A 19,217-nucleotide genomic window follows, 5' to 3' on the forward strand; every position below is an offset into this window, starting at 1 on the left:
GGCGCAAAGGTCGGGCGAGCGCCCCCTGCCCCGGCTTTCGCCGATATCACGGCATTTTCCCCGAGGCATCCCGACACTTGGTCTTTTTCTGGAGGACGGCTCCGTGGCGCAGGGTAAGTATCTATTTACAAGCGAATCGGTAAGTATGGGGCATCCGGATAAGTTGGCCGACCGGATTTCCGACGGCATCCTCGACGCTTTGCTCGCCGAAGATCCCGCCAGCCGCGTCGCTTGCGAGACCCTGGTCGCGACGGGCATGGCCGTGGTGGCCGGCGAAATCACCACCAAGGCCGCCGTCAACTACGCGGACGTGGTCCGCGACGTGATCCGTGAGGTGGGCTACGACAGCGACGCCATGGGCTTCAACTACGAGACCTGCGCCGTGCTCGTCTCTCTCCGTCGTCAAAGCCCGGACATCGCCATGGGCGTGGACCGCGAGGGCGCCGGCGACCAGGGCCTCATGTTCGGCTACGCGATCGATCACACCCCGGAGCTGATGCCTCTTCCCATCGCCCTATCGCACCGCATCCTCAACCGACTGACGGAACTGCGTCAGGCCGGCAAGGTGGATTGGTTGCGGCCGGACAGCAAGAGCCAAGTGACCGTCGAGTTTGACGGCGCCCAACCGGTCCGCATCGACACCGTCGTCGTATCCACGCAGCATGCCGCCGAGGTCGAGCAGCGGCAGATCAAGGAGTTCGTGATCGAGGAGGCGGTCAGGCCCGTCCTCCCGCCGGATCTCGTCAACGGCGACATCAAATTTTTCGTCAATCCCACCGGGCGTTTCGTGACCGGCGGTCCCCACGGCGACACCGGACTGACCGGCCGCAAAATCATCGTCGATACCTACGGCGGCTGGGCCAGACACGGCGGCGGGGCTTTCAGCGGAAAGGACCCCACCAAAGTTGATCGCAGCGCCGCCTATATGGCGCGGCACGTGGCCAAAAACATCGTGGCCGCCGGGCTGGCCAAACGCTGCGAAGTCCAATTGGCCTACGCCATCGGAGTTGCCGACCCCGTCAGCATCTACGTCGATACCGAAGGCACCGGCGAAGTCCCCGACGAACGCCTTTGCCAATGCATCCGTGACCTGTTCCCGCTGACGCCTCGGGGGATCATCCGCTATTTGGACCTGTTGCGGCCGATCTATCGCAAGACGGCCTCGGGCGGACACTTCGGACGAAGCGAGAAGGAGTTCGTCTGGGAAAGCACCCATCGCGCGGCGGAATTGCAGGAAGCGGCCGGTCGCATGGCCGTCCGTTGACGCCCCGATCTTGGAAGGGCGCGGCTCATGGCCGACCGATCGCAGCTACTCGGCGGCTGGGAACGTTTTCGCGCTCGGGGAGTCTTCGTATTCAGCATCGTTTTTTGGATGGCCGCGGCTGCGGTGATCCTGGTGTGGCGTAGCGCGCTCGTGCTCCAGCCGCCCATGTCGGCCATGCTCCCGACGTTCCTCGCGTTCGGCGGGTTGCTCGCGGCCGTCCTTCTCGCCGGAATCGCCTGGCGGCAAGCGGCTCGGCGACGCGATCGGCCTTGCGGCGGCGTCGGATCTCCTAAATCGAACGGCGGCGACGGTTGCCGGTCCGGCGGCCAGGTCGGCGTGGACGAAGCCCGCCGCGGCGAAGAAGCGGAAGCATCGTCACCTCACCCACCTGGGCAGGCAACAGCGGAAGAAGAAGAGGAAGAAGAGCAAGAAGAAGAACCGGAAGAAGAATTGGAAGACGAAGAGGAGGAAGAGGAGGAGGCCGACGACTTGCCGCCGCCCGATGTGTCCCAAAAGTGGACGCGGCAGCGTCTGCCGGACGGCAGCGACGTTCTCTCGGTGTGGCATCGATTGGAGTTTTTGCCGGGGCAAACTTACCAGACGGTGCACCTGCCGTTTTGCCCGGCGTTCGACCGCCCTCCTGCGGTAGAGGCTCAGATCATCGAGGGACCGGACGGCAAGGTCAAGGTCTCGCGGGTTTGGGGCTTCGGCGCGCGGTTGGAGGTGCGGCTTACCTCGCCGCTCGAAGAACCCGGCGAAGTCGTGATCTTGACGGTGGCGCAATCCTCGCCGCGCGAATGACCCGCGCTATCAAAGGTCGCCGCAACCGGTCAGCCCCACCGATTGCAGATGGTCCGTCTGATTCACGCTCAAAAGGCGGAATTCGCCGGTCGCGGCATCGGCCTCCAGTGTGGTGATCGAAGCGTTCTGTAATGCCCGCGGGATGCGATGCGCCTCGTGCGGCATCAAAGCGGAAAAGGAGACGACGAACAGCCTTCCGTGGGCGATCACGGCCGCCCTTTGGTAAGGTTGCGCCGCGATCCGTCGCAGGGCCGCGGTTCCGCGTTCGGCCAGTTGGCGCCGCGATTCCCCGCCCGGTATCGCATAGTCCATGTCGCCCCCGATCCAGCGGCGATACTCGTCGGGCCAAGCAGCCTCCAAATCGCGCCGCAATTGGTCCTGGAATATCCCGGCGTGGATTTCCTTCAGGTCGTCCTCCACGAAGATGGGGCAGCGCGCAGCCGCCGCCACCAGTTCGGCGGTTTGGTAGGCCCGGCGCAGGGGACTCGTGAAGACGGCCTCGATCCCCTTCGCGCGAAGCGTTTCCGCCACGGCGGCCCCTTGCCGCAGCCCCAGCGGAGAAAGGGGAACGTCGGATTGTCCCTGCACGCGCCCCTCGGAGTTGTACGTGCTTTCCCCGTGCCGAACGCAATAGAGTATCATGCCTCCTCCGCGTAAGCGCATCCCTCCCGAACGCACGGCCGACGTCGCGGCGACCGCCGCGGGGCGCACAAAAACGACACGGCCGCTCGGCAGGAACGACCGTGTCGCGCCGTTTCATCCATACGCCGTCGCTTCCGTCGCGGACGAGATTCAGGCCTTGGTCTGCTCCTCTTTATCGAAGGCCGAGTCGAATGCCCGCTCGCTGCGGCGGAAGTCCATCTTTCTCACGAACTCGCAGGCCTCCTTGGCCCCGTGTTCGCGATCCATGCCGCTGTCTTCCCACTCCACGGAGAGCGGGCCGTCGTAGCCGATGTCGTTCAGCGCCCGCATGATCTCCTCGAAGTCCACGCTGCCGCGGCCCAGCGAGCGGAAATCCCAGCCGCGTCGCCAATCGCCGAAGTTGAGGTGGCTGGCCAAGATGCCCGCCTTCCCGTCCAATTTGACGATCGCGTCCTTCATGTGAACGTGGAAGATGCGGTCCGGGAAGTGGCGGATGAACTGGGCCGGATTGACGCCCTGCCAAATGAGGTGGCTGGGGTCGAAATTGAAACCGAAGGCCTCGTGGTACTTCAGGGCCTCCAAGGCTCGCTCCGCCGTGTAAAGGTCGAACGCGATTTCCGTGGGGTGAACCTCCAAGGCGAACTTCACGCCGCATTCGGAAAACACATCCAGAATGGGGATGAACCGTTCGGCCAGGAGATGGAAGCCGTCCTCGATCATCTGGGGCGAGACCGGCGGGAAGGAATACAACAGGTGCCAAATGCTGGAGCCGGTGAAGCCGTTCACGATGGAGACGCCGAGCTTCTGCGCCGCCCGCGCCGTGTCCTTCAGCTCATCGGCCGCCCGTTGATTCACGCCGGCAGGGTCACCGTCGCCCCAGACGTGTGGAGGAAGAATCGCTTGGTGCCGTTGGTCGATGATGTCCAGGACCGCCTGACCCACCAGGTGGTTGCTGACGGCGAAGACTTGCATCCCGTACTTTTGCAGCAGAGCCCGTTTCGCCGCGCAATAGCCGTCGTCCTCCAGGGCCTTTTGCACCTCGAAATGGTCGCCCCAACAGGCCAATTCCACACCGTCATAACCGAATTCCTTGACCTTGCCGAGCAAGGTTTCCAAGGGGAGGTCGGCCCACTGCCCAGTGAACATCGTGACGGGTCGCGCCATGTCATAACTCCTTGCTTGATTGAGAGTCAGCGATTCGTGCCTTGCGCAATCACACGGCGGAATCCATTTTGCCCGACACCGCGCCGCGGAGCAACAGCCCCCTCCGCCCGCCGCGGTCCCCCGGATCTGTAGCCGCACACCTTGCGCCTGCCGGAAGGTCGGATTGCCGCCTCCGCACACCGAGTCGCCGCGCTCGCCGAGAACGCCCCCGGGGGCGGCAGGAACGGACGGCGAATCGAACGCAACCGGCCGTCGGGGTGCGTTGACGGGCGGAAAACCGACTTCTAAATTGAATTTTCCGCGCATTTTGCCCTCGTCATCCCGTGCCGGACGCCCAACGCAAGAGAACGCACGCAGAAGTCCTCCCGCGATCGTTCTTTCTCGGGCGGGCGAACACCGGGGCTATGTCGTCTTCGGCGAAAAGCGAGGGACCGCGGGAGGGGTCGCGATCCAAATTGCAAACCACAAGATTCCGGGGGAAAACGTGAGCACGACAGCCGCATCCATCGAACGCTTGGCCATCGACACCATCCGTACGCTGTCCATGGACGCCGTGCAGGCGGCCAAGAGCGGACACCCCGGCACGCCCATGGCATTGGCCCCCGTCGTCTATCTGCTCTATCAAGAGGTCCTGCGCTACGATCCGCTGCGGCCCGACTGGCCCAACCGCGACCGGTTCGTTCTCTCGTGCGGGCACGCTTCGATGCTGTTGTATTCGGCGCTGCATTTGGCCGGCGTGCGTCAACTGGGGCCTGACGGCAAGGCGACCGACGAATTGGCCGTTCCCCTCGAACACATTCAGCAGTTCCGCCAGTTGGGCAGCCGCTGCCCCGGCCACCCCGAGTACCGCCATACCAGCGGGGTCGAGGTCACCACCGGTCCCCTCGGGCAAGGCGTGGCCGCGAGCGTGGGCATGGCCATCGCCTCGCGCTGGCTGGCCGCGCGCTACAACCGACCCGACTTTCCCCTCTTCGATTACAACGTGTACGCCCTGTGCAGCGACGGTGACTTGATGGAGGGCGTAAGCGGGGAGGCCGCCTCGCTGGCCGGCCACCTTAAGCTCGGAAATCTGTGCTGGATCTACGACGACAACGGCATCACGATCGAGGGGCACACCTCCTTGGCGTTCAGCGAAGACGTGGCCGCCCGGTTCCGCGCCTACGGTTGGCACGTCCTTGCGGTGGATGACGTCAACGACTTGGCGGCGCTGCGGCGGGCGATCGCGGCACATGACCCGGCCGGCGAGCATCCCGCGCTGATCGTGGTCAAAAGTGTGATTGCGTGGGGATCTCCGAACAAGCAGAACACGCACGATGCGCACGGCGCGCCGTTGGGTGAAGAGGAAGTGCGGCTGACCAAGCAGGCCTACGGTTGGCCCGAGGATGCCCGGTTCCTGGTCCCGTCCGAGGTCGCCGAGCACTTTCGCCAAGGCGTGGGCACGCGAGGACCGGCCTTGCGAAAACGATGGGAGTCGTTGTTGCAATCCTATGCCGAACGTCATCCGCGGGAGGCGGAAGAGTTACGGCGAATTTTCGCCGGGGAATTGCCGCCCGATTGGGATGCGGAGATTCCCGACTTTCCGGCCGACGCGAAGGGCCTTGCCTCCCGAGCGTCGTCGGGCGAGGTCTTGCAAGGCGTCGCCAAGCGCGTGCCGTGGCTGCTCGGCGGTTCCGCCGACCTCGCGCCGTCCAACAATACGTTGCTGAGCTTCGACGGAGCGGGGCACTTCTCCCGCGAAACCCCCGGCGGAAGAAACTTCCACTTCGGCATCCGCGAACATGCCATGGGAGCGGCGGCCAACGGAATGGCGTTGAGCGGCTTGCGGCCGTACACGGGTACGTTCTTCGTGTTCAGCGACTACATGCGGCCCGCGATGCGGCTAGCCGCCTTGATGGAATTGCCGATCCTGTACATTTTCACGCACGATTCCATCGGCGTCGGCGAGGACGGGCCCACGCATCAACCGGTGGAGCACTTGGCGGCGTTACGGGCGATTCCCAACCTGGTGGTCATCCGCCCGGCCGACGCCAACGAAACCGCCGAGGCGTACCGCGCGGCCTTGAGTTTGAAAGATCGGCCCACGGCCCTCGTACTCACCAGGCAGAACCTTCCCACGCTGGACCGCTCGATCTATGCTTCCGCGGAAGGGCTGCGCCGGGGGGCGTACATCCTCCGCGAGGCGGAAGGAGGCCGACCCGACGTCATCCTCATCGGTACCGGCAGCGAGGTCCACGTTTGCTTGGCCGCTCGGGAATTGCTGGCCGCAGACGGCGTGGCCGCCCGAGTCGTCAGTATGCCCAGTTGGGAACTCTTCGACATGCAGCCCCAGGATTATCGCGAGGCCGTGCTGCCGCCGCGCGTCGATCGCCGCGTGGCCGTGGAGGCCGCCGGCGAGCTGGGCTGGCACAAGTACCTCGGCCCGCGCGGCGTTTTCGTGGGCATGAACGGCTTCGGAGCCTCCGCCCCGGCCGGCGTGCTCATGAAACACTTCGGCTTGACGGCGGAAAACGTCGCCGCTCAGGCCAAACGAATCTTGGCGTCCGGGTGAACCGCGGCCGTCGGCCTTCCCGCTCCGAACTCAAGCCCCTGGGTCGCCACGACGGGGACGAAAGCCGCGTACGGCCTTGACCGACGTGTCGCGACGAACCGTCGCCGCGGTCAGTCGGGATCGTAGGCCAGGTTCGGGGCCAGCCACCGCTCCACCTCTCGCACCGGCAGGCCCTTGCGCCGCGCATACGCCTCCACTTGGTCCCGCTGAATGCGATCCACGGCGAAGTAGCGGGCTTGCGGATGCGAGAAATACCAACCGCAGACGGAGGCGGGCGGGTCCATGGCCAAGCTTTCCGTCAGGCGGATGCCCGTCCGCTCCGTGACCTCCAGCAAGCGGAAGAGCGTCTTCTTTTCCGTGTGATCGGGGCAGGCGGGATAGCCGGGCGCCGGCCGGATGCCGCGGTAACGCTCCTTGATCAGGTCTTGCCGCGAGAGACGCTCCTCCCGGCCGTACCCCCAATCGCGTCGTGCGATCTCGTGCAATCGCTCGGCGAAGGCCTCAGCCAAGCGATCCGCCAGGGCCTTGATCATGATGGCCGCATAGTCGTCGCACCGTTCCTCGAACCGCCGCGCCCATTCCGCCGCCTCCGGACCGGCGGTCACGGCAAAGGCGCCCAAGTAATCGCGTCGGCCGCTTTCGACCGGGGCCACGAAGTCGGCCAAGGCGTAGTAGCACTCCTGACCGCGACGCTGCCACTGCTGCCGCAACGTGAATACCCGCGCCGCCGCCTCCCTCCGCGATTCGTCGGTGAAGAGCAGAATATCGTCGCCCTGGGAATTCGCCGGCCAAAAGCCGTATGCGCCCCGCGGACGAAACATCCGCTCGTCGATGATTCGGCGGAGCATCCGCCGGGCATCGTCCCACAGGGCCTTGGCCTGCGAACCAAGTTTCGGATCGTCGAAGATGCGAGGGAACGTGCCGGGCAGTTCCCAAGCGATGAAGAGGGGCGTCCAGTCGATGTACTCCTCCAACTCCGCCGGAGTGATCTCGATCGTTTTCACGCCCAAAAAGGACGGCTGGGCGATTTCCACGTTCGCCCAATCGCAGGTGAATCGCTTGGCGACGGCTTCCGCGTAGGGAATCAGATTGGCGGCCCTGCGGTCGGCGTAGCTCTTCGCCGTTTTTTCCTGCTCCCGGCGGACGTCGGCCGCGAAGGCCTCGCGATCGCCCGGGCTCATCAGCCGCTCCACCACGGAGACGCTCCGCGAAGCGTCCGGCACGTGGACGGTCACGCCGTCATATTCGGGTGCGATTTTGACGGCGGTGTGCTTGGCGCTGGTGGTTGCCCCGCCGATGAGCAGGGGGACCTTCATGCCGCGGCGCCGCATCTCCTTGGCGACGTGGACCATTTCCTCCAAGCTCGGCGTGATCAAACCCGAAAGCCCCACGATATCGGCACCCTCGCGAACCGCGGTATCGAGGATGGTCTCGCAGGGAACCATCACGCCCAAATCGACGATGCGAAAGTTGTTGCAGGCCAGCACGATGCCCACGATGTTCTTGCCGATGTCGTGGACGTCGCCTTTCACGGTCGCCAACACGATGGTGCCGCGGTGGGAGGTCCCGCCGGCCTGCTTCTCGGCCTCCATGTACGGCGTCAAATAAGCCACCGCCTTCTTCATCACGCGGGCCGACTTGACCACCTGGGGTAGGAACATTTTGCCTTCGCCGAACAAGTCGCCCACGATCTTCATGCCGTCCATCAGCGGACCTTCGATGACGGCCAGGCACGACGGCAAGCGCCCGCGGACTTCTTCCACGTCCTGCTCGATGAATTCGTCGATGCCGTGGACCAAGGCGTGGCGGAGCCGCTCTTCCACGGGTGCTTCCCGCCACAGAGTCCGGTGGGTTGCGGCGGAGTCCTTGTCCGGCTCCAGCCGCGCCGCCAGGGCGATCAGCCGCTCGGTGGCGTCCGGCCGGCGGTCGAAGATCACGTCTTCCACGTGTTCGCGGAGTTCGGGGTCGATATCCTCGTACACGTCCAACTGGCCGGCGTTGACGATGGCCATGTCCAGGCCCGCCTGAATGGCGTGATACAAAAAGGCCGCATGCATGGCTCGGCGGACCGTCTCGTTGGAGCGGAATGCGAAGGAAAGATTGCTCACGCCGCCGGAGGTTTTGGCGCCCGGGCAAAGCTCCTTGATTCGGCGTACCGCCTCGATGAAGTTGACGGCGTAGCGATTGTGCTCTTCGATGCCGGTTCCGATGGTGAGGATGTTGGCGTCGAAAATGATGTCGTGCGGAGGAAAGCCCGCCCGCTGCGTCAGCAGTTCGTACGCCCTGCGGGCGATGCGGACCTTGTGTTCCACCGTGACGGCCTGGCCCTCCTCATCGAACATCATCACGATCACCGCCGCGCCGTACCGGCGGACGAGGCGGGCCTGGCGGAGAAAGGTCTCCTCGCCCTCCTTGAGACTGATCGAATTGACGATCGCCTTGCCTTGGAGGCACTTCAACCCCGCCTCCAGAATCGACCATTTCGAGCTGTCGATCATGACGGGGACGCGGGCGATGTCCGGCTCGGCGGCGATCCGATTGAGGAACTCCGTCATGGCCGATTCGCCGTCCAAAAGGGCGTCGTCCATGTTCACGTCCAGGATGTTGGCCCCCGCCTCCACCTGTTGCCTCGCCACGGCGACGGCCTCGTCGTACCGGCCTTCGCGGATCAATCGCGCGAACTTGCGCGATCCGGCCACGTTCGTCCGCTCGCCGATCAGGGTGAAGTTGCCCCCCGGCCGCAGCACCAGCGGTTCCAGGCCGGCCAGCGAAGTCAGGGTCGAAGGCTCCGGCGGGGTCCGCGGCGGTTTGTCGGCCACCGCCTCGGCGATCGCGCGGATGTGTTCCGGCGTCGTTCCGCAACAGCCGCCCACCAAGTTCAACCAACCCTGGGCCGCGAACTCCCCCAGCACGGAAGCGGTCTGTTCCGGCGTTTCGTCGTAGCCGCCGAATTCGTTGGGCAGTCCCGCGTTCGGGTAACAGCTCGTCCAGACGGGGGCCAGACGGGCAAGCTCCTCCACGAAGGGCCGCATCATCGACGCGCCCAGCGAGCAGTTGATCCCCACGCTGAAGAGCCGGGCATGGGCGATGGAGATCCAAAAGGCTTCCAAGGTTTGGCCCGAGAGCGTGCGTCCGCTGCGATCCACAATCGTGCCGGATACCATCACCGGCACGGCCCGGCCGCGACGTTCGAAAAGCTCTTCCACGGCGAAGAGGGCCGCCTTCAAATTCAAGGTGTCGAACACCGTCTCGAAAAGCAGGGCGTCCACGCCGCCGTCCAACAAGGCCTCCGCCTGTTCGTAGTAGGCCGCCCGGAGATCGTCGAACGTCACCGCCCGATAACCGGGCCGATTGACGTCGGGCGAAAGCGAGGCCGTGCGGTTGGTGGGACCGAGGGAACCGGCGATGAACCGCGGGCCGGGGTGATCGCCGTCGCCGCCCGCGGATTGGATGGCCCGTTTGGCGCAACATACCGCCGCCAGATTGATTTCCCGTACGCGGTCGCTCAGCCCGTAATCGGCCAAGGAGATGCGGTTGGCGTTGAAGGTGTTGGTGGAGAGGATATCGGCCCCCGCCCGCAGGTAGGCCGCGTGAATCTCCGCGATGGCGTCCGGCTGCGTCAGGCAAAGCAAGTCGTTGCAACCCTTGAGAGGCCTCCCGTGATCCCGCAAGTCCGCCGGTGCGACATGAGCAGGGCACGAACAGCCGCCGGGGCGACCGACGGCGGCCCCGATCCCCCGGAACGCCTCCTCATCCAAACCCAAACGCTGAATCTCGGTCCCCATCGCGCCGTCGAGGACGGCGATCCTCCGCCGCAATAGGGCGTGCAACGGGTGGTCCGCGCCTACCGACGGCAATGCGGAAAACAAGGGTCGGGGTTGCGATCGTTCAGCGGGATCCGCCGACTGCGTGGACGCCATGCCTTATTCTTCCTTTTCGCCGAACCCAGGGTAGGCCGCGCTTGCGACCGCGGGCGCCGGAAAACTCGGGCCTCGCAAAAACCCCTGGACAATCTTTCATTATATAAGCCGGGGGGGCAAACGGTTTGCGGCCCGAAGAAGGCCCTAGGCTCGGGCGGCGCCGAAACCACGAAACCGCGGGAGATCCATAGGGCGCGCTAAGCACCTTCGCGGGGAGCGTCACGCGGGACGCGGAGCGGCCCTCCGATAAGGATCCGTCCGATAAGGATCGATAAGGATCCGGTAAATATCCGCCGTGGAGACACCAACGGCTTGCGTCCCCCGATTGATACGCGCCATCCGACGGCACGGAGCGACTCCCTCTCGGGGTAGCGCGCGGCGGAAACCGCCCGTCCACGGCCGGCGCCATGGAGAGCCACGCTACATCGCGGCCGGGATCCCTGCCGGCGCCGCGAACCGGCCTCGCACAACCGAAGCTATTCTGACGCGATTGCGGCTCGGTCCTTTACGAAAACGGTCCGCCCGCGAAGCGATTCAAGCCGGGTGATCGGGATCGAAAAGGAGGGGGAAGAATTGCCCACCCATCGGTTCGCCTTCGGGAATCGGCGGTACGCCCACCAGATGCGGCCGATTCGAAGCGGAACGCACACCGTCGCGAAAGACGTTGATCACCACCGCGCGGCGCGGGCGGTCCGTCCGGTTCTCGTACGAACCGTGCACCGTCATGCCGTCGTGAAAGGCGGCGTAGCCCTGCTTCAACTCGGCGGTAACGGGCCGAAAGGCGGCCTTCTGCTCCGGTGTCAGCACGCTTTGGATGGCCTCCATGTCTCCCGCCAGTCCGGTAATCGGCAAAAGCGGCCAGCGGTGACTTCCCGGAACGTAGTGCAGGCAACCGTTGTCCACCGTGGCATCATCCAGGCCGATCCAGCACGTCAAGTGGGCCATGGGTTGGGTCCGCGTCCAGTACGAGTAATCCTGATGCCATGCCACCACGCCCCCGTGCCGCGGCGGTTTCCAAAAGATTTGGTCGTGCCAAAACCGCACCGGGCCCCCCAGCAACTGAGAGGCAGGCACCAAGAACGCGGGATTCCACAGCACGTCGTGCAGACCGGGCGCGATCCGCCAGGCGCCCAGGGCGTGAAACAGCACCGTGTTCGGGTCGCGCGACTCGTTGGAATGGAACTCGTAGAAGAGGGAGTGGCCGGGGTGTTCGGGGTCCGACAACTCCTCCAACTCCTTCCGCAAAACCTCCACCTGCTCGTCGTTGAGCAGGCGGATGCCGGTCACGAACCCGTCACGACGGAAGGCCTCGATTTGTTCCGGAGACAGCTTGTATTGCTCCCACTCCTCGCGCGAGGCGGGCCGCGGAAACAGGCTTCCCACCGGCTCGTGACGCAACGACAGATCTTCCACCATGGCGGAGCACCTCCAAAAGCAGACGGCCTCCCAGCGGCCGTGTGATCGCGCCGGCGCATCGCACGCTCGCTCTGCCGCGGCGAAGCGAAATCGTGACGCCGGATGACGCGGGAATTCTAGAGGCCCCGACTCGATCGTCAAGCCGCCGGCGGGCCGCCGGAATCACGGCTCCAACACGATTTTGCCCGTCAAATCGCCCCGGCCGCCCAGCGTGTTTTCCTCCTGGATGCGATGGGCCTCGGCTGCCTGGTGGAGCTTGAGGGACTTTCCGATCACGGCCCGCAGCTTGCCCTCCGACAGCCAGCGATTGATGTCGCCGGCACAGTGCTGCTGTTCGACGGGTGAGGCGTTGAACATGGCGAAACCGAACATCTTGCAGTCCTTGACGTAGAACGGGCCGACCGGGAAGATCGGTTTGGAATCGCGTCCCGCCATGATAACGATCCGCCCGCGCGGGGCCATCATCGGCACGATCAATTCGAAATCCTGCTCCCGCAACGTCTCGAACCAAACGTCGATTCCGTTGGGAGCCAGCCTGCGCAAGGCCTCGGCCTCATCTTCTTCGCGGTAGAGCACGACCTCATCGGCCCCCAATTGGCGGCACAATTCGGCTTTCGTCGGGCTACCGGCGGAGGTAATCACTCGGGCGCCGACGATCTTGGCCATCTGCACGACGCACGAACCGACCCCGCCCGCCCCGCCGTGAACGTACAGCGTCTCGCCCGCTTGCAACCGCGCATCGCGAAACAGTCCCAGATGAGCCGTGATGCCGACCAACGCGAGGGCCGCCGCCTCGCGATCCGAAACTTCATAAGGGGTGGGATACAACCATTCCTCATCCGCAACGGCGTATTCCGCGAACGTCCCTTGCCGCCCCAAAAGTCCCTGGTTCGATCCCCACACGCGTTCGCCGGGACGAAAGCGGGTGACTTCCGGCCCCACGGCCTCCACCGTGCCCGCCACATCGCAACCCAAAATGTAGGGTTGCGGCAACGGCATGGGCACCGTTCCGGCCCGCAGGTACGTATCGATGGGATTCACCGACACCGCCCCCACCCGGATCAGAACCTGTTTGCCGACCGGAGACGGCTTCGGCAAGTCACCGTAACGAATGACTTCCGGGGGACCGGGCTGCTCGATATAGGCGGCTTTCATGTTCCAAGGACCTCCTGGATTTGCACTGCGAGGTTTCTATTCTTGGTTATCGGCGGAGGGGCACGCTCCATCGTCTAGGAGAATCCAGTTCCTCTCGCGGGCGATACAACGGCTCGCACACCTCCCTCGCTTCAAGCCCAAAGGGACGATGCCGACCGACCCGCCGCGGAGCCTCGTTGGATTGCCGATATTATACGCGCCGCGTCCGCATTATACGCGCTGCCTCCGCGCCTGGCGGAAAATGGTCAGGCTTGAACCGTAGGACCTTCGCCGAGTTCGCGTCCGCCCCAATACCGCGCCAGCGCCGTGCCGGTAAACATGCATAGGAACGTGTAGCACGCGCAGGGGATGGCGGCCTGGGGCATGTCGGGAAACAGTTGCAGCGTCAGCACCGTGCCCAGGCCGGCGTTTTGCATGCCGATTTCCAGGGTCAAAGCCCGTCGCATGGACGGCGGCATTCCCACGGCCCGACCCGCCGACCACCCTGCCAGATAGCCGCCGAAATTGATCGCCGGCAAGGCCGCCGCCAGCGGCAGAGTCACCTGCTCCAATCGGTCACGGTTGATGGCCGTCACCACCGCGATAATCCAGAGAATGGCGACATGGGCGACCGGGCCGCCCAGCAATTCCGCCGACCTCCGCCAATGGGTCGAGGCGTGAGCGAGAAGCGATCCCAAGGCGACGGGCAACACGACCGTCGTCAGCAATTCCACTCCCGTTCCCACCACGGGAAAGGGCGCGACCCGGCCTACCGTCAGCCACATCGCCGCCGGCACCACCAGCGGCGATAACAGCGTAGCGCTGGTCGTCAGACTGACGGAGTAGCTCACGTGCCCCCGCGCCAAAAGGGTGCACACATTGGAAGCCATGGCGCCGGGCACGCAGCCCACCATCAACACACCGATCAGAAACGGCCCTTCCAAGGACAGGCCGCGCCCCACCACGTAAGCCAACAGCGGCATGGTTCCGTACTGCACGGCCGTCCCGAACAATACCCAAGGCCAGCGCCGGACGACCTCCATCCACGCGCTTTGCGGCAAGAGCGATCCGATGGCCAACATGGTGGCGGCGATCCACCAGCGGAGATGATCCTTGGAAGCGACGAACGGATCTCCCCAGGTTGCAACGGGGAGCCGCGGCCAAATGAAGGCCACGGCACAGAGCGCGACAAGCCACACGATCAAGCCGCGTTCCAAGATTCGACCGAAAACGCGCACGACCCTCGTGATTTGCGACTCCGGCACGCCGAATCTCCCGCCTACTCCGCGACTGCTCGCCAACCATTCCTTTGGACTGCTAGCCAACCATTCCCTTGCCTGCGGGGCTCGGCGAACACCGTCCGCCGGCACCGCCGACCGCAGCGGACCATCATAGCATGCCGTGCGACGCGGGGCAGGTGAGCGGCCAGGCCATCCCCCCTTCCCTCGCCGACAAGACCGTCACGGCCCGCGCCGGGCAGCCGCCGTTCGCCTTCGACGGCGTCCCCGCATGCCGATCGGCCGGGTAGCGTGAAGCCTCGGCCGTGGGGTAGAATCAAGACCCCAATGCTCGCGGCGCCCCGCCGACAAATTCCGCCGGGATCACCGCCGCGCTCCGCGCTTGAATCCGCAACCGTCAGAAACAGGAAACCGTGCCATGAAATGCCCGGCCCCCGTATCTCTTTGCGTGGCGCTCTGCCTGGCGCCGGCGTTGGCTGCGAGCGTCACCGCGGCCGATCCGCCCAAGCCGTACGGCCCCGTCCCCAGTCCCCGGCAACTCCGCTGGCACGAGTTGGAAGTGTACGGCTTCTTGCACTTCGGGCCGAACACGTTCACCGACAAAGAATGGGGCTACGGCGACGAAGCGGAGACGATCTTCCATCCCACCGACTTCGACGCCGATCAGATCGTCTCCGTGGCGAAGGCGGCCGGGATGCGGGGACTGATCCTCACGGCCAAGCATCACGACGGCTATTGCCTTTGGCCCAGCCGGTACACCGAGCACTCCGTCAAGAATAGCCGTTGGCAAGACGGCCGAGGCGACGTGGTCCAGGCGATCTCCGAGGCCTGCCGCCGGCACGGGCTGCTGTTCGGCGTGTACCTTTCGCCCTGGGATCGGAACCACAAGGACTACGGAACGCCCGCCTATTTGACGTACTATCGCAACCAGCTCCGCGAGCTGCTGACGAACTACGGCCCGATCTTCGAGGTCTGGTTCGACGGCGCCAACGGCGGCGACGGCTACTACGGCGGCGCCCGAACCGTCCGCCGCATCGACAATCGCACCTATTATGACTGGGACCGTACCTGGAGCATCGTGCGGGAGTTGCAACCGGAGGCCTGCATGTTCAGCGACGCCGGGCCGGACGTGCGTTGGGTCGGCAACGAGGCGGGCTACGCGGGCGAGACTTGCTGGGCGACCGTGCGAAGCGGCGAGGCCGTGCCCGGTGCCGCCGATCCCGCCGTCCTCAACGTCGGCGTCCGCGACGGCGATGTCTGGCGTCCCGCCGAAGTGGATGTCTCGATTCGTCCCGGATGGTTCTACCACGCCTCGCAAGACGATGCCGTGAAAACGGTGGAAAAGCTCCTGGACATCTACTTCGCCTCCGTGGGACGCGGCTGCAACTTGCTGCTCAACATCCCGCCCGACCCCCGCGGCCGAATCCATGAAAACGACGCCCGGGTACTAAAAGAGTGGCGGGAAGTGCTGGACGGCACGTTCGCCGTGGACTTCGCCCGCGGCGCCAAGGCCTCCGGCGCTATGCGGGGCGGCGACGACCGGTTCGCACCTCGCAACGCCGTGGACGGCGACCGCTCGACCTACTGGGCGACCGACGACGACGTGGCCGCCGCGGAGCTGGTGCTGGAACTGCCGCAATACACCGCCTTCAACGTGGTCCGGGTCCGCGAGTACTTGCCGCTGGGCCAACGGGTCGACGCCTTCGCCGTGGATTGGTGGGACGGCGAGGATTGGCGAGAGTTTGCCTCGGCGACCAGTATCGGCAACCAGCGTTTGCTTCGAACGCCGGCCATCACCACGTCCAAAGTCCGGCTCCGCATTACCAAAGCGGCGGCTTGTCCGGCCATCTCCGAATTCGGCCTGTTCCTCACGCCGCAGTGACCCTTGCGGCCGCAAAACGAACCGCGCTCCCCGGCAACGGGTCCGCCGTACGGCCCGCACACCGTTGCCGCCCCTTCGTCCGATCGACTTTGCGCGGCGGCCTGTCGGCGGGTCTCCTCGGACCGGCTGCCATACGCCGGAAATCGAGCCGCAAATATAATCTTAACAACAACTTACGGCGCTGTTTTCGGGCCGGGTGGCGATTGCGTCACGGACCGAAAGCCGCTAAAATGCAGGGCTTGTCACGGCCGGGAATCGCCGTTGTTGCAAGCGGCCGTTCCCGAGCGAATCCCAGGTGCCTTGCTAGCCTTGCATTGAGAGGAACTTGCGTTGTCCGACGACGCAGAAAATCCCCCTATCCCGGAGAACGGTAACCCTTCCGGCGCGGGTGAAGAGGCCGACTCTTTCTCCGGCAGTCGGGTCGTAGCTCTGGCCATCGAGGATGAGCTGAAGAGCAGCTACCTGACGTACGCCATGAGCGTGATCGTGGCCCGGGCCTTGCCGGATGTCCGCGACGGCTTGAAACCGTCGCAGCGGCGGATTCTGGTCGCGATGAACGACCTGAACCTCACGCCCGGCGCCGCCCGCGTCAAATGCGCCAAAATCTGCGGCGACACCAGCGGCAATTACCACCCGCACGGCGAAAGCGTGATCTACCCGACGTTGGTGCGCATGGCCCAGGAATGGAACATGCGCTACGTCCTGGTGGATAAGCAGGGGAATTTCGGCTCGATCGCGGGCTTGCCGGCGGCGGCCATGCGGTACACCGAGGCCCGGCTCTCGCACTTCGCGGCGATGATGCTGGAGGACCTCAAGCTCGATACGGTGGACTTCATCCCCACCTACGACGAGCGGCATACCGAGCCGTCCGTCCTCCCCTCCAAGTTCCCCAATCTGCTGGTCAACGGAGCGACGGGGATTGCGGTGGGCATGTCGACCGACATTCCGCCCCACAACCTGGGCGAAATATGCGATGCCCTGGTACGGCTGATCGACGACCCCGACGTGACCATCGACGAACTGATGGAAATCGTGCCCGGCCCGGACTTCCCGACCGGCGGCATCATCTGCGGAAAGAGCGGCATTCGCCATGCCTACCGGACGGGGCACGGCGGGATCACGATTCGCGCGCGGGCGGAGATCGAGGAGCACCGTCCCGGCCGATTCCGCATCGTCGTCCACGAAATCCCCTACCAAAAGCAGCGCGACTCCGTCGAAGAGAATCTGGCCAAACTGGTCACCGACGGCAAGATCCCCGGCATTTCCAACATCCGCAACGAGAGCGATCTCAAGGAGCCGGTCCGGCTGGTTCTGGAGTTGAAGCGCGACGCCGATCCCGAGATCGTGCTCAACCAGCTCTACGAGTATTCCGAGCTGCAAACCCGCTATTCCATCAACCTGTTGGCCTTGGTGGACGGTAAGCCGCGGCTTTTGACGTTCAAGGAGATGTTGCAGGAATTCCTGCGGCACCGGGTGGCGGTGATTCGCCGCCGCACGCAATTCCTGCTGCAACGGGCACGGCAGCGAAAGCACACCATCGAAGGCCTGCTGCTGGCGTTGGCGAACATCGACGAGGTCATCCGGGTGGTGCGGACGTCGCAAACGCAGGCCGAGGCCAAGGAACGGCTGATGCAAATCGCCTGCCCGGCGGCGATGCTCGCCCGCGCCTTGGGCGAGGAGGGATTCCGCCAATTCCAAGAGGAGCGGGGGACGGCCGAAAGCTACACCCTCTCGCCCGTTCAGGCCGATGCCATCCTGCGCATGACGCTCGGCCAACTGGTCAATTTGGAGCAGGAGAAGCTGGTCAACGAGCACCGCAGCCTGCTCGCCGACATCAACGAATATCTCCGCATCCTCTCCGACGAGCGGAACATTTTGGCCATCATTCGCGAAGAGCTATTGGAGATCAAGCGCCGCTTCGCCGACGCGCGGCGTACCGAGATCGTGGCCCAGGAAGCCGACAAGTTCGACATGGAGGACCTGATCCCGGACGAGATGATGGTGGTTTCCATCAGTTCGGCGGGCTACATCAAACGGACGCCTGTGACGGCCTACCGCGCCCAGCGGCGCGGCGGAAAAGGCTTGAAGGGCGCCCGGGCCGACGACGAGGACCCCATCGAGCACCTGTTCCTGGCCGGCACGCACGATTACCTGTTGTTCTTCACCAACCAGGGGAAGGTCCATTGGCGGAAAGTGTGGGAGCTTCCGGAGCTGCCCCGCGACGCCAAGGGCCGCGCCATCGTCAATCTTCTCAACTTAAATGAAGGCGAGAAGGTGGCCAGTTGCCGCCCCGTCCGCGACTTCCACTTGCCGGACCATTATCTGCTCGTGGCCACCGCCCGGGGATTGGTGAAAAAGACCGAGCTGTCGGCCTACGGCCGGCCCATGAAGGGCGGCATCATCGCCGTCAAGCTGCGGGAGGGCGACGAACTGGTCGGCGCCGTCATCACGCGCAAGGGCGATGAAATCGTGCTTTCCACGGCCAAGGGCATGGCCATTCGCTTTTCCCAGGCGGACGTGCGCCCCATGGGCCGCAACGCCTCCGGCGTCAAGGGAATTACCCTGGTGGGCAACGACCAAGTCGTCGGCGTGGTGGTCGCGGATCCGGAGGCCGCCCTGCTGACGGTCTGCGCCAAGGGTTACGGCAAACGGACGCCGTTCGGTCCCAATGCCGAACCGCAAGAGGAGGGCGACGCGGACCTCCGTCAAAACGGAGGCGAATCGCCCGCGGACGAACCGGAGAGCGAGGACCTTGCTGCCGAGACGGTGCCGGAGGAACCCTCCGCCGAAGACGTGGAGGACGAGGGCGACGAGGAGGTCTCTTCGCAATTCTATTACCGCACCCAGCGGCGCGGGGGCAAAGGCATCCGAGATATCAAGACCGGCGAACGCAACGGGCCGGTGGTGGGAGTGGTCGCCGTCCACGAGAGCGACCAAGTCTTGATGATGACCGCCTTGGGCAAGATTCAGAGGATCCACGTCCACGAAATTCGCCTCTCGGGGCGCAACACGATGGGCGTGCGGCTGATGAGTCTCGACGAGGGCGACGAGTTGGTGGCCGTCAAGCGAATCCCGGCCGACGAAGACGACGAACCGGCTCCGGTGGCATAGGCTCGCGCGACCGAAGCGGAACCCAACCGTGCCGGGCGGTCCGCTCGCAGCAGCACACGCCTGCCCGGCACGCCGAGAGGGTATCGGGTCGCAAACC

General features: G+C 64.9%; 11 protein-coding genes. 5 read left to right on the plus strand and 6 right to left on the minus strand.

Annotation, left to right across the window (positions count from 1 at the left end; all coding sequences use genetic code 11):
- Positions 1-103 precede the first annotated feature (103 nt).
- Together metK and ACZ5B4_RS10870 are read left to right on the plus strand one after the other, a co-directional pair.
- On the plus strand, positions 104-1,264 hold the full coding sequence (gene metK / locus ACZ5B4_RS10865) for a methionine adenosyltransferase (protein WP_464911250.1): 1,161 nt from the start codon (positions 104-106) through the stop codon (positions 1,262-1,264).
- A gap of 27 nt (positions 1,265-1,291) precedes the next feature.
- Positions 1,292-2,065, plus strand: coding sequence for a hypothetical protein (locus ACZ5B4_RS10870; protein WP_464911251.1), 774 nt, complete (start codon positions 1,292-1,294; stop codon positions 2,063-2,065).
- A 9-nt stretch (positions 2,066-2,074) separates the two neighbouring features.
- Here the strand turns inward: ACZ5B4_RS10870 and ACZ5B4_RS10875 are convergent, their stop codons facing one another.
- Both ACZ5B4_RS10875 and ACZ5B4_RS10880 read right to left on the minus strand, forming a co-directional pair.
- Positions 2,075-2,707, minus strand: coding sequence for a histidine phosphatase family protein (locus ACZ5B4_RS10875; protein WP_464911252.1), 633 nt, complete (start codon positions 2,705-2,707; stop codon positions 2,075-2,077).
- 150 nt (positions 2,708-2,857) lie between these two features.
- The gene (locus ACZ5B4_RS10880; protein ID WP_464911253.1) at positions 2,858-3,871 is read right to left on the minus strand and encodes a sugar phosphate isomerase/epimerase family protein; all 1,014 of its coding nucleotides are present in this window, start codon (positions 3,869-3,871) and stop codon (positions 2,858-2,860) included.
- Between the two features lie 484 nt (positions 3,872-4,355).
- On the opposite strand from ACZ5B4_RS10880, the gene tkt reads away from it, so the two are divergent.
- Complete coding sequence (gene tkt, locus ACZ5B4_RS10885; RefSeq protein ID WP_464911254.1) at positions 4,356-6,419, plus strand: transketolase; 2,064 nt, start codon at positions 4,356-4,358, stop codon at positions 6,417-6,419.
- Between the two features lie 110 nt (positions 6,420-6,529).
- Here tkt and metH read toward each other — a convergent pair whose 3' ends face one another.
- From metH to ACZ5B4_RS10905, 4 genes are all read right to left on the minus strand, one after another.
- Positions 6,530-10,339 carry a methionine synthase gene (gene metH, locus ACZ5B4_RS10890; protein ID WP_464911255.1) on the minus strand — a complete coding sequence of 1,270 codons (3,810 nt, stop codon included), beginning with the start codon at positions 10,337-10,339 and terminating at the stop codon, positions 6,530-6,532.
- 534 nt (positions 10,340-10,873) lie between these two features.
- Positions 10,874-11,755 (minus strand): phytanoyl-CoA dioxygenase family protein, encoded by an 882-nt coding sequence (locus tag ACZ5B4_RS10895; RefSeq protein WP_464911256.1) that lies wholly within the window; start codon positions 11,753-11,755, stop codon positions 10,874-10,876.
- A gap of 162 nt (positions 11,756-11,917) precedes the next feature.
- Complete coding sequence (locus ACZ5B4_RS10900; RefSeq protein WP_464911257.1) at positions 11,918-12,910, minus strand: NADPH:quinone reductase; 993 nt, start codon at positions 12,908-12,910, stop codon at positions 11,918-11,920.
- A gap of 245 nt (positions 12,911-13,155) precedes the next feature.
- On the minus strand, positions 13,156-14,154 hold the full coding sequence (locus ACZ5B4_RS10905; protein WP_464911258.1) for a bile acid:sodium symporter family protein: 999 nt from the start codon (positions 14,152-14,154) through the stop codon (positions 13,156-13,158).
- A 391-nt stretch (positions 14,155-14,545) separates the two neighbouring features.
- On the opposite strand from ACZ5B4_RS10905, the gene ACZ5B4_RS10910 reads away from it, so the two are divergent.
- Positions 14,546-16,009 (plus strand): alpha-L-fucosidase, encoded by a 1,464-nt coding sequence (locus ACZ5B4_RS10910; protein ID WP_464911259.1) that lies wholly within the window; start codon positions 14,546-14,548, stop codon positions 16,007-16,009.
- A gap of 330 nt (positions 16,010-16,339) precedes the next feature.
- Positions 16,340-19,120: a DNA gyrase subunit A gene (gene gyrA / locus ACZ5B4_RS10915; RefSeq protein WP_464911260.1), complete on the plus strand. Its 2,781-nt coding sequence runs from the start codon at positions 16,340-16,342 to the stop codon at positions 19,118-19,120.
- Positions 19,121-19,217: the final 97 nt, after the last annotated feature.

This window comes from Thermogutta hypogea, from assembly GCF_055386265.1.